A 13018-nucleotide genomic window follows, 5' to 3' on the forward strand; every position below is an offset into this window, starting at 1 on the left:
CGGGCCGCCCGGGGCAGGACCGTGCGGCCCCGCCGGGCTCAGGACGAGTAGGCGCTGTTCTCGTGGACGTAGTCGGCGGTGAGGTCGTTGGCCCAGATGACCGCGGACTCGGTGCCCGCGGCCAGGTCGGCGGTGATCCGCACCTCGCGGTAGCGCATGTCGACGAGGTCGCGGTCCTCGCCCACCGAGCCGTTCTTGCAGACCCAGACGCCGTTGATGGCGACGTTCAGCCGGTCGGGCTCGAAGACCGCGCCGGTGGTGCCGATGGCCGACAGGACGCGGCCCCAGTTGGGGTCCTCGCCGTGGAGGGCGCACTTGAGGAGGTTGTTGCGGGCGATGGAGCGGCCCACCTCGACGGCGTCGTCCTCGCTCGCGGCGCCCACGACCTCGATGCGGATGTCCTTGCTGGCGCCCTCGGCGTCGCCGATGAGCTGCCGGGCGAGGTCGTCGCAGACCGTGCGGACGGCCTCGGCGAACTCCGCCTGCCCCGGCGTGACCTGCGCGGCACCGGAGGCCAGGAGCAGCACGGTGTCGTTGGTGGACATGCAGCCGTCGGAGTCGACCCGGTCGAAGGTGAGCCGGGTCGCCTCGCGCAGCGCCTTGTCCAGGTCGGCGGCGGGCAGGTCGGCGTCGGTGGTGAGGACGACCAGCATGGTGGCGAGGCCGGGGGCGAGCATGCCCGCGCCCTTGGCCATGCCGCCGACGGTCCAGCCCTCGCCCTCGAAGACGGCCGTCTTGTGCACGCTGTCGGTCGTCTTGATGGCGATGGCGGCCTTCTCGCCGCCGTGCGGGGACAGGGCGGCCGCGGCCGCCTCGACGCCCGGCAGGAGCTTGTCCATGGGCAGCGTGACGCCGATGAGGCCGGTGGAGGCGACGGCGACCTCGGCCGCGTTCACCCCGAGGACCTCGGCCGCCTTCTCCGCGGTGGCGTGCGTGTCCTGGAAGCCCTGGGGGCCGGTGCAGGCGTTGGCGCCGCCGGAGTTGAGGACGACCGCGGCCACCTGCCCGCCCTTGAGGACCTGCTCGGACCAGAGCACGGGGGCGGCCTTCACGCGGTTGGAGGTGAAGACGCCCGCGGCGGCCAGGCGGGGCCCGCCGTTGACCACGAGGGCCAGGTCCGGGTTGCCGTTCTCCTTGATCCCGGCAGCGATGCCCGCCGCCTGGAATCCCTTGGCTGCCGTGACACTCACGGTGCGACTCCGATCGTAGAAAGCCCCAGCTCCTCCGGGAGCCCCAGGGCGATGTTCATGCTCTGCACCGCGCCGCCCGCGGTGCCCTTGCTGAGGTTGTCGATGGCGCTGATCACGATCACGCGGCCGGAGCCAGGGTCGTGGGCGACCTGGACGTGCACGGCGTTCGAGCCGTAGACGGACGCCGTGGCGGGCCACTGGCCCTCCGGGAGCAGCCGCACGAACGGCTCGTCGGCGAACGCCTTCTCGTACGCGGCGCGCACGCTCTCCGCGGTGACGCCCGGCCTGGCCTTGGCGCTGCACGTGGCGAGGATGCCGCGCGGCATGGGGGCCAGGGTGGGCGTGAAGGAGACGGACACGCGGGTGCCCGCCGCCGCGCTGAGGTTCTGGATCATCTCGGGGGTGTGCCGGTGCACGCCGCCCACGCCGTACGGCGACATGGAGCCCATGACCTCGGAGCCGAGGAGGTGGGGCTTGGGCGCCTTGCCCGCCCCCGAGGTGCCGGAGGCCGCGACGATCACCGCCTCGTCCTCCACGAGCCCCGCCGCGTACGCCGGGAACAGCGCGAGCGAGACCGCCGTCGGGTAGCAGCCGGGCACCGCGATGCGCTTGGTCCCCGCGAGGGCGGCACGGCCGCCCGGCAGCTCCGGCAGGCCGTACGGCCAGGTGCCCGCGTGCTCGCTGCCGTAGAACCTCTCCCAGTCCGCGGCGTCCTTGAGGCGGAAGTCCGCGCCCATGTCCACCACGAGCACGTCCGGGCCGAGCTGCTCGGCGACCGCGGCGGACTGGCCGTGCGGCAGCGCGAGGAAGACGACGTCGTGCCCGGCGAGGGACTCGGCGGTGGTCGGCGCGAGGACGCGCTCGGCGAGCGGCGTCAGGTGCGGCTGGAGGGCACCGAGCGGCTGGCCCGCGTTCGAGTTCGCGGTGAGGGTGCCGATTTCGACCTCGGGGTGCGTGAGCAGCGTGCGCAGCAGTTCCCCGCCCGCGTATCCGCTCGCCCCCGCCACCGCAGCGCGTACCGTCATGACTCCTCCTCGTGAATGGCATGAATATACAAGCTATTGCAGATCTATGCAATGGAGATCTTGTGCCGCCCGGCCTCCCGGGCGGCACCGGTGTCCGGTGGCCAAGACACGACCGCCCCGGTCGGCGGTTGCCGACCGGGGCGAGCGGTGCTTGCCTCATGACACCTGGCAGGCGGGCGCCGTTACGCGAGCGACGCGATGGCCTCGTTGAACGTGGCCGACGGGCGCATGACGGCCGCGGCCTTGGCGGCGTCCGGCTGGTAGTAGCCACCGATGTCGGCCGGGGAGCCCTGGACGGCGAGCAGCTCGTCCACGATCGTCTGCTCCTGCTCGGTCAGCGTCTTGGCGAGCGGGCCGAAGGCCTCGGCGAGCTGGGCGTCGTCGGTCTGCTTGGCCAGCTCCTGGGCCCAGTACAGGGACAGGTAGAAGTGGCTGCCGCGGTTGTCGATGCCGCCCAGCCTGCGGCTCGGCGACTTGTCCTCCTCCAGGAAGGAGGCCGTGGCGCGGTCCAGGGTGTCCGCGAGGACCTGGGCGCGGGCGTTGCCCGTGGTCTGCGCCAGGTGCTCGAAGGAGACCGCGAGCGCGAGGAACTCACCGAGGCTGTCCCAGCGCAGGTAGTTCTCCTTGACCAGCTGCTGGACGTGCTTGGGGGCCGAGCCGCCGGCGCCGGTCTCGAACAGGCCGCCGCCGTTCATCAGCGGGACCACCGAGAGCATCTTGGCGCTGGTGCCGAGCTCCAGGATCGGGAACAGGTCGGTCAGGTAGTCACGCAGCACGTTGCCGGTGACGGAGATCGTGTTGAGGCCCTGGCGGATGCGCTCCACCGACAGCTTGGTGGCCTCGACCGGGGACAGGATCTTGATGTCCAGGCCCTCGGTGTCGTGCTCCGGCAGGTACGCCTTGACCTTCTCGATCAGCTGGGCGTCGTGCGCGCGGGTCTCGTCCAGCCAGAACACGGCCGGGTCGCCGGTGGCGCGGGCGCGGCTGACGGCCAGCTTCACCCAGTCCTTGATCGGCGCGTCCTTGGTCTGGCAGGCGCGGAAGATGTCGCCCTCGGAGACCGGCTGCTCGATGAGGACGGTGCCCTCGGCGTCGACCACGCGGACCGTGCCGGCGGCGGCGATCTCGAAGGTCTTGTCGTGGGAGCCGTACTCCTCGGCCTTCTGCGCCATCAGGCCGACGTTCGGGACCGAGCCCATGGTGGCCGGGTCGTAGGCGCCGTGGGCGCGGCAGTCGTCGATGGCGACCTGGTAGACGCCCGCGTAGGAGGAGTCCGGGATGACGGCGAGGGTGTCGGCCTCGGCGCCGTCCTTGTCCCACATGTGGCCCGAGGTGCGGATCATGGCGGGCATCGAGGCGTCGACGATGACGTCGGACGGCACGTGCAGGTTGGTGATGCCGCGGTCGGAGTCGACCATCGCCAGGTCCGGGCCCTCGGCCAGCTCGGCCTCGAAGGACGCCTTGATCTCGGCGCCGTTCGCCAGCGCCTCCAGGCCCTTGTAGATGCCGCCGAGGCCGTCGTTCGGGCTCAGGCCCGCGGCCGCGAGGTCGGCGCCGAAGGCCGCGAAGGTCTTCGGGAAGAAGGCGCGCACGACGTGGCCGAAGACGATCGGGTCGGAGACCTTCATCATCGTCGCCTTGAGGTGCACGGAGAACAGCACGCCGTCGGCCTTGGCGCGGGCGACCTGGGCGGTCAGGAACTCGCGCAGCGCGGCCACGCGCATCACGGAGGCGTCGACGACCTCGCCCTGAAGCACCGGCACGGACTCGCGCAGGACGGTGGTGGAGCCGTCGGCGGCGACCAGCTCGATCTTGAGCGCACCGGCCTTCTCGATCACGACGGACTTCTCCGTCGAGCGGAAGTCGTTCTCACCCATGGTGGCGACGTTGGTCTTGGAGTCGGCCGACCAGGCACCCATGCGGTGCGGGTGCGCCTTGGCGTAGTTCTTGACCGACGCGGGGGCGCGGCGGTCGGAGTTGCCCTCGCGCAGGACCGGGTTGACCGCGGAACCCTTGACCTTGTCGTAGCGGGCGCGGATGTCGCGCTCCTCGTCGGTCTTGGGGTCGTCCGGGTAGTCCGGCAGCGCGTAGCCCTGCTCCTGCAGCTCGGCCACGGCGGCCTTGAGCTGCGGGATCGACGCCGAGATGTTCGGCAGCTTGATGATGTTGGCCTGCGGCGTCTTGGCCAGCTCGCCGAGCTCGGCCAGCGCGTCCTCGATGCGCTGGCTCGGCTCCAGGCGCTCCGGGAAGCTCGCGATGATCCGGCCCGCCAGGGAGATGTCACGGGTCTCGACGCGGACACCGGCCGTCGAGGCGTACGCCTGGATCACGGGCAGGAACGAATGCGTCGCGAGGGCGGGGGCCTCGTCAGTGTGTGTGTAGATGATGGTCGAGTCAGTCACCGGGTGCTCCGCTCCACGTCTGCAACATTGCTCGACATCAAGATATCTCGTGGGCGCGGCGGTCCGGACAGGGCCCTGGCCGAGCGGCGGATACCGGACACGTACGGGGCCGGGCGGCGGCGCGGGGCGGGCCCGGTTCCGGTCGGCGGGCCGGGGCCCGGTTCCGGTCAGCGGGGCGGGGCCGGGGCCCAGACGCCCGCCGCCGTGCCCTCGCGCACGTGCTTCTCGTACGCCGTGACCTTGCCGTGGATGATCTCCAGGGCGGCGTCGAGTTCCGCCCTGCGCGCGCGGACGGCGCGCTCATGCTCCTGGAGCAGGGCGAGCCGCTCCGGCTCGTTGCCCGGCCCCGAGCGGACGAGGGCGGCGAAGCGCTTGAGGGTCGCGATCGGCATCCCGGACTCGCGCAGCCGGTTGCACAGCAGGAGCCACTCCACGTCGGCGGGCTCGTACACGCGCCGCCCGCCGCCGGTGCGCGGGACGGGCCGCAGGAACAGCTCCTCGCGCTCGAAGAACCGCAGCGCGTGCACGCTGAGCCCGGTCTCCTCGGCGACCTGCCCGATGGACATCCCCTCGGCGCGCTGCGCCACCTCGACCTCCGTGCCCGCTCAGCTTGATCTAGATCGCAGTCTAGGTCCTAGCGTTCCCGCCATGACGACCACGACAGCAGAGCAGCGCAGGATCGGTTCCGGGCACGGCGCGGGGAGCACCGCCGACGACGTACTGAGGGGCATCTCCCTCCAGGGCAGGACCGCGATCGTCACCGGCGGCTACTCCGGCCTCGGTCTGGAGACGACCCGGGCGCTGGCCCGCGCCGGGGCCCGGGTGCTCGTCCCCGCGCGCAGGCCCCGGGCGGCCGCCGCGGCCCTCGACGGCGTGCCCGGCACGGAGGTGGCCGCCCTGGACCTCGCCGACCTGGACAGCGTGCGCGCCTTCGCCGACCGGGTCCTGGACGCCGGGCGCGCCGTCGACCTGGTGATCGCGGGCGCGGGCATCATGGCCTGCCCCGAGACCCGGGTGGGGCCCGGCTGGGAGGCGCACTTCGCGGTCAACCACCTGGGCCACTACGCCCTGGTCAACCGGCTCGCCCCGGCGCTGACCCCGGGCCGGGCCCGGGTCGTGGCGGTGGCCTCGTCGGGGCACTTCCTGTCCGGTGTCCGCTGGCAGGACCCGCACTTCCACGAGGGCTACGACCGCTGGCTGGCGTACGCGCAGTCGAAGACCGCCAACGCGCTGTTCGCCCTGCACCTGGACCGGCTCGCCGGGCCCCGGGGGCCGCGCGCCTTCGCGGTGCACCCGGGCAGCATCCTCACCCCGCTGCAACGGCACGTGCCGCGCGAGGAGCAGCTCGCTCAGGGCTGGTTCGGTCCCGACGGCACTCCGGCGGAGGGCTTCAAGTCCCCGGCACAGGGCGCGGCGACGGCCGTGTGGGCCGCCACCTCGCCGCTGCTCGCGGACCACGGCGGCGCCTACTGCCAGGACTGCGACGTCGCGGAGCCCGCCACCACCGACGACATGCTGATCGGCGGGGTCAAGCCGTGGGTCAGGGACCCCGAGGCGGCGGCCCGGCTGTGGGAGCTGTCCGCCGAGCTCACCGGCGTGGACCACTTCGCGTAGCGCGCGCCGTCGGGCACGTGGCGTCCTCGCGCGGCAGGCCGCCCCGGGGTGGCAGAGGCGGGCCCCCGGGCGGGGCTTGCGTTGGAGCGCGCTCCAACTCCTACTGTCACGGCCGTGATCACCGCCCCGCGGGGATCCGCGCAGACCACCGCACCACCTGGAGGTACGACATGACCGGCCTGCCCACCCGCACGCTCGGCGCGCTCACCGTCTCGGCCCAGGGACTCGGCTGCATGGGGATGAGCCACGGCTACGGCACGTCGGACGACGCGCAGTCGATCGCCACGCTGCACCGCGCCCTCGACCTCGGCGTCACCCTCTTCGACACCGCCGACTACTACGGCGCCGGGCACAACGAGGAGCTGCTCGGCCGCGCCCTGTCCGGGGCGCGCCGCGAGCGGGCCGTGATCGCCACGAAGTTCGGCTTCGCCAACCGGCTCGGCGAGCCCCCGCTGATCCGCGGCGACGCCGCGTACGTGCGGCAGGCCTGCGACGCCTCGCTCGCCCGGCTCGGCGTCGACCACATCGACCTGTACTACCAGCACCGCGTCGACCCGAACGTGCCGATCGAGGAGACCGTCGGCGCGATGGCCGACCTGGTCGCGGCGGGCAAGGTGCGCCACCTCGGCCTGTCCGAGGCGAGCGCGCGGACGATCCGGCGCGCGCACGCCGTGCACCCGATCGCGGCGCTGCAGAGCGAGTGGTCGCTGTGGACCCGCGACCTGGAGGAGGAGACGGCGCCGGTGTGCCGGGAGCTCGGCATCGGCCTCGTGCCGTTCTCGCCGCTCGGCCGCGGCTTCCTGACGGGCCGGGTCACCTCGGTCGAGAACCTGGAGGCGAACGACGTGCGCCGCTCGCAGCCGCGCTTCGCCGACGGCAATCTGGAGCGCAACCTCGCCCTCGTCGACGCCCTGACCGCGCTCGCCGCCGAGAAGGGCGTCACGGCGGGCCAGCTCGCCCTGGCCTGGGTGCAGCACCGGGGCGCCGACGTGGTGCCGATCCCGGGCACGCGCCGCGAGACGTATCTGCGGGAGAACCTCGCGGCCGCCACGATCGAGCTGTCCGCCGACGACCTCGCCGCGATCGACGCGGCGGCCCCCGTGGACGGCGTCGCGGGGACGCGGTACGACGCGGTGAGCCTCACCGTCGTCGACCGTTAGCCCCGCGGCCCGCGTACGCTGCGGGCATGCCCTTCCCCGTGCCCGACGCCCTCGCCCACCTCGCCGGTGAGTGGCGCGTGGAGCGGACCGTACGGGACTTCGCCGCGGGCGCGGACGGACCGGTGGAGGGCCGCTTCAGCGGCACGACCCGGTTCACGCCGCTGACCGGTGCGGCCGCGCGGGGCGGCGGTCTGCTGCACCACGAGTCCGGCACGTTCACCTGGCGGGGCACCCCGCGCCCCGCCGAGCGCACCCTGCGCTTCCTGCCGGGCGAGCCCGCGGGCACCGTGCTCGTGCACTTCGCCGACGGGCGCTTCTTCCACGGCCTCGACCTGCGCACCGGCCGCCACACCGCCGACCACCCGTGCGCGGCGGACCTCTACCGGGGCGACTTCACGGTGGCCGACGCGGACTCCTGGCGGACGTGCTGGCGGGTCCGGGGCCCGGCCAAGGACCTGCTCTTGACGACGGAGTACGCCCGCGCGCGCTGAGCCCGCGCTCAGGCGGTCACCTCGTCGCACGCCTGGGCGAGGCGGCGGACGCCTTCGGCGATCTCGGCCGTGCCCGCGAGGGCGGCGAAGCTGAGCCGGATGTGCGCGGCCGGGGGCTCCGCGGCGAAGTAGGGGCGACCGGGGGCGACCGCGACCCCGGCGCGCGACGCGGCCACCGCCAGGGCGAGTTCGTCGGTGCCGTCGGGAAGCCGCAGCCACAGGTGGTAGCCGCCCGCGGGCACGTGCGGCAGGGCGAGCGCGGGCAGCCGCAGCCGCAGCGCGGCCACCGCGGCGTCCCTGCGCTCCTTCAACTCCCCCGCCACGGCCCGCAGATGGCGGGGCCAGGCCGGGGAGCCGACGAGTTCGAGCGCGGCCTCCTGAAGCGGCCTCGGCACGAAGAAGTGGTCGACGACCTGGATGGTGCGCAGCCGCTCCAGGACGGGGCCGCGCGCGACGAGCGCGCTGACCCGGAAGCTCGGCGAGGTGGCCTTGGTGAGCGAGCACACGTGCACGACGACGCCGTCCCGGTCCTCGGACGCCAGGGGCCTGGGCAGCGGCCCCGCGTCCTCGTGCACGAGGCGGCGCACGAAGTCGTCCTCGACGACGAAGGCCCCGGCGGCGCGGGCGATCCGCAGCACCTCGGGACGGCGCTCGGCGGACAGCACGGCTCCGGTGGGGTTCTGGAACAGCGGCTGGCAGACGAACACCCGCGCGCCGGTCGCCTCGAACGCGGCGGCGAGCAGGTCGGGGCGCACCCCGTCGGTGTCCACCGGCACCGGCACGGGCCGCAGCCCGGCGGCGCGCGCGATGGCGAGCAGCCCCGGGTACGTGGGCGATTCGATGAGCACCGGCGCGCCGGGCGGGGCGAGCGCCCGCAGCGTGGTCGTCAGGGCGCTCTGCCCGCCCGCGGTGATCAGGACCTCGGCCGCGGTGATCGCGCCGCCGATGCCGCGCGCGAACCACTCGCGCAGCTCGGGCAGGCCCTCGACCGGGGGCCGCTCCCAGGCGCCGGGGCGCCGCCCGGCGCGCGCCAGGGCGGCGGCCATCGCGCGCTCGGGCTGGAGCGAGGGGTGCAGATAGCCGCCGTTGAACTCGATGACGCCCGGGCCCGGCGCGGCGAGCGTGGCGAGCACCCCGGAGGCGTCCACCGAGCGCGGCACGACGTCGGCGGTGGCGTCGGCGCTCAGGGACACCTCCTGCCACGAGGTGTCGCCCACCGGGACGGCGGCGCCCGGCGCCTGGGCCCGGAAGGCACCGGCGCCGGGCCGGGTGACGACCAGGCCTTCGGCGGCGAGCTGCGCGAGGGCGCGCGACACGGTCACCGGGCTCACCCGGAACCGCTCGACCAGGGCCCGACTGGAGGGCAGCTTTCCACCTGGAGAGTAGCGGTCCAGCTCATTTCGTAGCTGATACGCCAACTCACCCACACTGCTACGCTGTTGCATGACAGCACAGGATAGCGCTACTGAACGACAGCGGATAGCGGTCCCGCCCCGCACCTCCCCGGCGGACCGGCCCGCCACCGGCCGCCCCGCGACGGGAACCGCCACGGCGAACCGCGCGGCCGCGCGGCCCGGGGCCCCGCAGACGGCTCCCGTGTCCCGGCGCGTCGGCACGCTTCAGGCCGCCCTCGGCGTCACCGCGTTCTCGCTCACGTTCCCCTCCACCGCCTGGGGCCTCGAAGGGATCGGCCCGTGGAGCTTCGTCGCCCTGCGCTGCGTGCTGAGCGCCCTCGTCGCGGGCGGCTGTCTGCTCGCGCTGCGCGTGCCGCCGCCCCGGCGGGCCGACTGGCCCGGCCTCGCCGTCGTCGCGGCCGGAACGGTGATCGGCTTCCCCCTGCTCACGACGCTCGCCCTGCAGACGTCGAGCACCGCGCACGCGGCCGTCGTCGTCGGCCTTCTGCCCCTGACCACGGCCGTGTTCTCCGTGCTGCGCACCGGCGCCCGGCCCTCGCGCGCGTTCTGGGCGGCGGCGCTCGCGGGCGCCGCCGCCGTGGTCGGATTCACGGTCCAGCAGAGCGGCGGCGCCCTGACGACCGCCGATCTGTATCTGTTCGGCGCGCTGGTGGTCTGCGCCGCGGGCTACACCGAGGGCGGCCGCCTGGCCGGGCACATGCCGGGCTGGCAGGTCATCGGCTGGGCGCTCGTCCTGTGCCTGCCGCTCGGCGTCCTCTGGGCGGCGCTCGCCCTGCCGCACGAGACGGTCGAGCTCACCGCGCACAGCACGGCGGGCCTGCTGTACGCGGCGGTCGGCTCGCAGTTCCTCGGCCTGGTCGTCTGGTACCGGGGCATGGCCGTGGTCGGCATCCCCAAGGCCAGCCAGCTCCAGCTCGCCCAGCCCCTGCTCACGCTCGTCTGGTCGGTGTTCCTGCTCGGCGAGGCGCTGACCCCGGCCGCGCCGCTCACGGCCGTCGCCGTCCTGGTGTGCATCGCCGCCACCCAACGGGCGCGCGGGTAGGCGCCAACCGGGGCCACCGGTCGTACACTGTCCGCCACGCACCGCCACCAACAGCGAAGCGGACGAGGAGGTCACTCCCCATGCAAGCATCCGTGGGCGACCGGCTGCTGATCCACGGCAGGATCGTGGGACAGCACGACCGGAATGCGGAAGTCATCGAGGTCCTCGGAGCGGACGGCGGCCCGCCGTACCGCGTGCGGTTCGAGGACGGTCACGAGACAGTGATGTCCCCGGGCCCCGACACGGTCGTGCGCCCCTTCGCCGCCAACGACTAGCCGCGCGCCCCGCGGCCCTAGGCCGGGTACGTGTAGTGGTCGTCGACAACGCGCCGCATCGCGCCGATCCTGTCGGCGACCACGTGCTTCGCCGAGTAGAACACGTGCCCGCGCACCCGTGGGAAGCCCTTCGCGTACGTGAGGTGGCGGGACAGCTCGGTCGGGTCCTGCCAGGGCGCGGGCTGCGCGGGGTCGCCCGCCTTGTACAGCGCCTCCCCCACGTACAGGCGCACGCCCGTCCCCCGGGCGACCTCGTCCCACCAGGGCACCAGCTTCGCGTAGTCGGCGGCGGGCAGGCCGATGTGCCAGTAGAGCTGCGGACAGATGTAGTCCAGCCAGCGCTTGCGCACCCAGCCGCGGGTGTCGGCGTACAGGTCGTCGTAGGTCTGCACGCCCGCCCGCGTGTCCGATCCTGTGGGGTCGGTGGCCGCGTTGCGCCAGACGCCGAAGGGGCTGATCCCGAACTGCGTGCCCGGGCGGACCTTCTTGATCCGGGTGCCCATCTCGCGCACGAGGCGGTCGATGTTGTCCCGGCGCCACGAGGCCCGGTCGGGGAAGGCGCCGCCGTAGCGCGCGAAGGCGGCGTCGTCGTCGAAGACCTGACCCCCCACCGGATACGGGTAGAAGTAGTCGTCCCAGTGCACGGCGTCGAGGCGGTAGCGGCGCACCGCGTCGAGCATCGCCTGCTGCACGAACCGCCGCACCTCGGGCAGGCCGGGGTTGTAGAACAGCTTCCCGCCGTACGGCACCACCCACTCGGGGTGCACGCGCGCGGGGTGGGTCGGCACGAGGCGGGCGGGGTCGGCGTGCATGGCGATCCGGAACGGGTTGAACCAGGCGTGCAGCTCCAGGCCGCGGTAGTGCGCCTCGCGCACGGCGGTGCCGAGCGGGTCCCAGCCCGGGTCCTTGCCCTGGGTGCCGGTGAGGTACTCCGACCAGGGCTCGTAGCTGGAGGGCCAGAACGCGTCGGCCGTCGGGCGCACCTGGAGGACCACCGCGTTCAGCCTGCGGCGCACCGCCTCGTCGAGGTAGGCGATCAGCTCCGCGCGCTGCGCTTGCGGTGACAGGCCCGGCTTGGAGGGCCAGTCGATGTTCACCACCGTCGCCACCCACATGCCCCGCATCTCGCGCCCCCCGTGTCTGGAGCCCGTCCCCGCGGCCGCGTCCCCGGCTGTCGCGAGCCCCGCGGCCGCCGCTGCCGCCGCCACGGTGAAGGCCCGACGTGACATACGCCTCATGTTCCCGTCCCCTGATGCTCGAAATCCCCGGACAAGCCCTGGCCGTTCGGGGACAGCATGCCCGACCCGGGCGGCCGCGCACCGCGACGCGCGGAGTAACGTTCACCGGCGAGGCAGGGACCGGTACCGCACGGGGGACCTGCCGCCCCTGTAGATGAGCGAAAGGCACGAGGTGACCGACTCTATGGCCGACATTGCGCGCGTCGGAGTGGTGGGCTGTGGCCAGATGGGCGCCGGGATCGCAGAGGTCTGCGCCCGCTCCGGCCTGGACGTGAAGGTCGCGGAGACCACCGGAGAGGCCCTGGAGATCGGCCGCACCCGGCTGTACAACTCCCTGTCCAAGGCGGCCGAGCGCGGCAAGATCTCGGAGGAGGAGCGGGACGAGACGATCGCGCGGCTCAGCTTCACCACGGATCTGGGCGAATTCGCCGACCGCGACCTCGTCATCGAGGCCGTCGTGGAGAACGAGCAGGTCAAGACCGAGATCTTCCAGGTGCTCGACCAGGTCGTGACGCGCCAGGACGCGATCCTCGCCTCCAACACCTCCTCCATCCCCCTGGTGAAGCTGGCCGTGGCCACCTCCCGGCCCGACCAGGTCATCGGCATCCACTTCTTCAACCCGGCCCCCGTGCAGCAGCTCGTCGAGCTGATCCCGGCCCTGACCACGTCGGAGGGCACGCTCAGCCGGGCGCAGCTGTTCACGGAGAAGGTGCTCGGCAAGCACGCCATCCGCGCCCAGGACCGCTCCGGGTTCGTGGTGAACGCGCTCCTCATCCCGTATCTGCTCTCCGCGATCCGGATGTTCGAGTCGGGCATCGCCAGCCGCGAGGACATCGACAACGGCATGGAGCTGGGCTGCGCCCACCCGATGGGCCCGCTCAAGCTGGCCGACCTCATCGGCCTGGACACGGTCGCCTCGGTCGCCGACTCGATGTACACCGAGTACAAGGAGCCCCTGTACGCCGCTCCCCCGCTGCTCCAGCGCATGGTCGACGCGGGCCGCCTCGGCCGCAAGTCGGGCTCGGGCTTCTACCCGTACGACTGACCCGCGTCCGGCCCGCCCGGCGTACTGGGGGGGCGCTCGCGGGATCTGGATCGGTGGGCTCCGGTAGCGGCTACGCTGCGTTGCTGAATTCAAGTCAATTTCCGGCCAGTTCACGGGCCCG

General features: G+C 73.4%; 12 protein-coding genes. 6 read left to right on the top strand and 6 right to left on the bottom strand.

Features of this window, described 5'->3' with window-relative positions:
• Window positions 1–38: 38 nt before the first annotated feature.
• The 4 genes from argJ to ACIG3E_RS30405 form a co-directional block, all read right to left on the bottom strand.
• A complete protein-coding gene (argJ, locus tag ACIG3E_RS30390; RefSeq protein ID WP_399622772.1) occupies window positions 39–1190 on the bottom strand; it encodes a bifunctional glutamate N-acetyltransferase/amino-acid acetyltransferase ArgJ in 1152 nt (383 codons plus the stop codon).
• Window positions 1187–2215 (bottom strand): N-acetyl-gamma-glutamyl-phosphate reductase, encoded by a 1029-nt coding sequence (gene argC, locus ACIG3E_RS30395; RefSeq protein ID WP_399622773.1) that lies wholly within the window; start codon window positions 2213–2215, stop codon window positions 1187–1189. The genes argJ and argC overlap by 4 nt, the downstream gene beginning before the upstream one ends.
• Before the next feature lie 182 nt (window positions 2216–2397).
• Complete coding sequence (locus ACIG3E_RS30400; protein WP_399622774.1) at window positions 2398–4617, bottom strand: NADP-dependent isocitrate dehydrogenase; 2220 nt, start codon at window positions 4615–4617, stop codon at window positions 2398–2400.
• A gap of 167 nt (window positions 4618–4784) precedes the next feature.
• On the bottom strand, window positions 4785–5183 hold the full coding sequence (locus ACIG3E_RS30405; RefSeq protein ID WP_399622865.1) for a MerR family transcriptional regulator: 399 nt from the start codon (window positions 5181–5183) through the stop codon (window positions 4785–4787).
• An 82-nt stretch (window positions 5184–5265) separates the two neighbouring features.
• Here ACIG3E_RS30405 and ACIG3E_RS30410 point away from each other — a divergent pair, with 82 nt between their 5' ends.
• The 3 genes from ACIG3E_RS30410 to ACIG3E_RS30420 all read left to right on the top strand — a co-directional run bounded on the left by ACIG3E_RS30410 (window position 5266) and on the right by ACIG3E_RS30420 (window position 7882).
• Window positions 5266–6231, top strand: coding sequence for an oxidoreductase (locus tag ACIG3E_RS30410; protein WP_399622775.1), 966 nt, complete (start codon window positions 5266–5268; stop codon window positions 6229–6231).
• A gap of 170 nt (window positions 6232–6401) precedes the next feature.
• The gene (locus tag ACIG3E_RS30415; protein ID WP_399622776.1) at window positions 6402–7391 is read left to right on the top strand and encodes an aldo/keto reductase; all 990 of its coding nucleotides are present in this window, start codon (window positions 6402–6404) and stop codon (window positions 7389–7391) included.
• Between the two features lie 26 nt (window positions 7392–7417).
• Window positions 7418–7882: a DUF6314 family protein gene (locus ACIG3E_RS30420; RefSeq protein ID WP_399622777.1), complete on the top strand. Its 465-nt coding sequence runs from the start codon at window positions 7418–7420 to the stop codon at window positions 7880–7882.
• A gap of 8 nt (window positions 7883–7890) precedes the next feature.
• Here the strand turns inward: ACIG3E_RS30420 and ACIG3E_RS30425 are convergent, their stop codons facing one another.
• On the bottom strand, window positions 7891–9327 hold the full coding sequence (locus tag ACIG3E_RS30425; protein ID WP_399622778.1) for a PLP-dependent aminotransferase family protein: 1437 nt from the start codon (window positions 9325–9327) through the stop codon (window positions 7891–7893).
• On the opposite strand from ACIG3E_RS30425, the gene ACIG3E_RS30430 reads away from it, so the two are divergent.
• Together ACIG3E_RS30430 and ACIG3E_RS30435 are read left to right on the top strand one after the other, a co-directional pair.
• Entirely contained in the window at window positions 9326–10339 is a 1014-nt protein-coding gene (locus ACIG3E_RS30430; protein WP_399622779.1) for a DMT family transporter, read from the top strand. The genes ACIG3E_RS30425 and ACIG3E_RS30430 overlap by 2 nt on opposite strands.
• An 80-nt stretch (window positions 10340–10419) precedes the next feature.
• Window positions 10420–10614: a DUF1918 domain-containing protein gene (locus ACIG3E_RS30435; protein WP_138958650.1), complete on the top strand. Its 195-nt coding sequence runs from the start codon at window positions 10420–10422 to the stop codon at window positions 10612–10614.
• A 17-nt stretch (window positions 10615–10631) separates the two neighbouring features.
• On the opposite strand, the gene ACIG3E_RS30440 is transcribed toward ACIG3E_RS30435, so the two are convergent.
• The gene (locus tag ACIG3E_RS30440) at window positions 10632–11852 is read right to left on the bottom strand and encodes a glycoside hydrolase family 10 protein (RefSeq protein WP_399622780.1); all 1221 of its coding nucleotides are present in this window, start codon (window positions 11850–11852) and stop codon (window positions 10632–10634) included.
• Window positions 11853–12036: 184 nt separating this feature from the next.
• Here ACIG3E_RS30440 and ACIG3E_RS30445 point away from each other — a divergent pair, with 184 nt between their 5' ends.
• Window positions 12037–12897 (top strand): 3-hydroxybutyryl-CoA dehydrogenase, encoded by an 861-nt coding sequence (locus ACIG3E_RS30445; protein WP_399622781.1) that lies wholly within the window; start codon window positions 12037–12039, stop codon window positions 12895–12897.
• Window positions 12898–13018: the final 121 nt, after the last annotated feature.

The sequence above is a fragment of the Streptomyces sp. NPDC053474 genome, from assembly GCF_044544845.1.
Classification (GTDB): domain Bacteria; phylum Actinomycetota; class Actinomycetes; order Streptomycetales; family Streptomycetaceae; genus Streptomyces.

Excerpts from the sequence above, each read along its gene's own strand:
- ACIG3E_RS30405 (WP_399622865.1), bottom strand. The coding sequence starts at position 5,183 with ATGTCCATCGGGCAGGTCGCCGAGGAGACCGGGCTCAGCGTGCACGCG.
- ACIG3E_RS30430 (WP_399622779.1), top strand. The coding sequence starts at position 9,326 with ATGACAGCACAGGATAGCGCTACTGAACGACAGCGGATAGCGGTCCCG.
- ACIG3E_RS30425 (WP_399622778.1), bottom strand. The coding sequence starts at position 9,327 with ATGCAACAGCGTAGCAGTGTGGGTGAGTTGGCGTATCAGCTACGAAAT.
- ACIG3E_RS30410 (WP_399622775.1), top strand. The coding sequence starts at position 5,266 with ATGACGACCACGACAGCAGAGCAGCGCAGGATCGGTTCCGGGCACGGC.
- argC (WP_399622773.1), bottom strand. The coding sequence starts at position 2,215 with ATGACGGTACGCGCTGCGGTGGCGGGGGCGAGCGGATACGCGGGCGGG.
- ACIG3E_RS30415 (WP_399622776.1), top strand. The coding sequence starts at position 6,402 with ATGACCGGCCTGCCCACCCGCACGCTCGGCGCGCTCACCGTCTCGGCC.
- ACIG3E_RS30435 (WP_138958650.1), top strand. The coding sequence starts at position 10,420 with ATGCAAGCATCCGTGGGCGACCGGCTGCTGATCCACGGCAGGATCGTG.
- ACIG3E_RS30440 (WP_399622780.1), bottom strand. The coding sequence starts at position 11,852 with ATGAGGCGTATGTCACGTCGGGCCTTCACCGTGGCGGCGGCAGCGGCG.
- ACIG3E_RS30445 (WP_399622781.1), top strand. The coding sequence starts at position 12,037 with ATGGCCGACATTGCGCGCGTCGGAGTGGTGGGCTGTGGCCAGATGGGC.
- ACIG3E_RS30420 (WP_399622777.1), top strand. The coding sequence starts at position 7,418 with ATGCCCTTCCCCGTGCCCGACGCCCTCGCCCACCTCGCCGGTGAGTGG.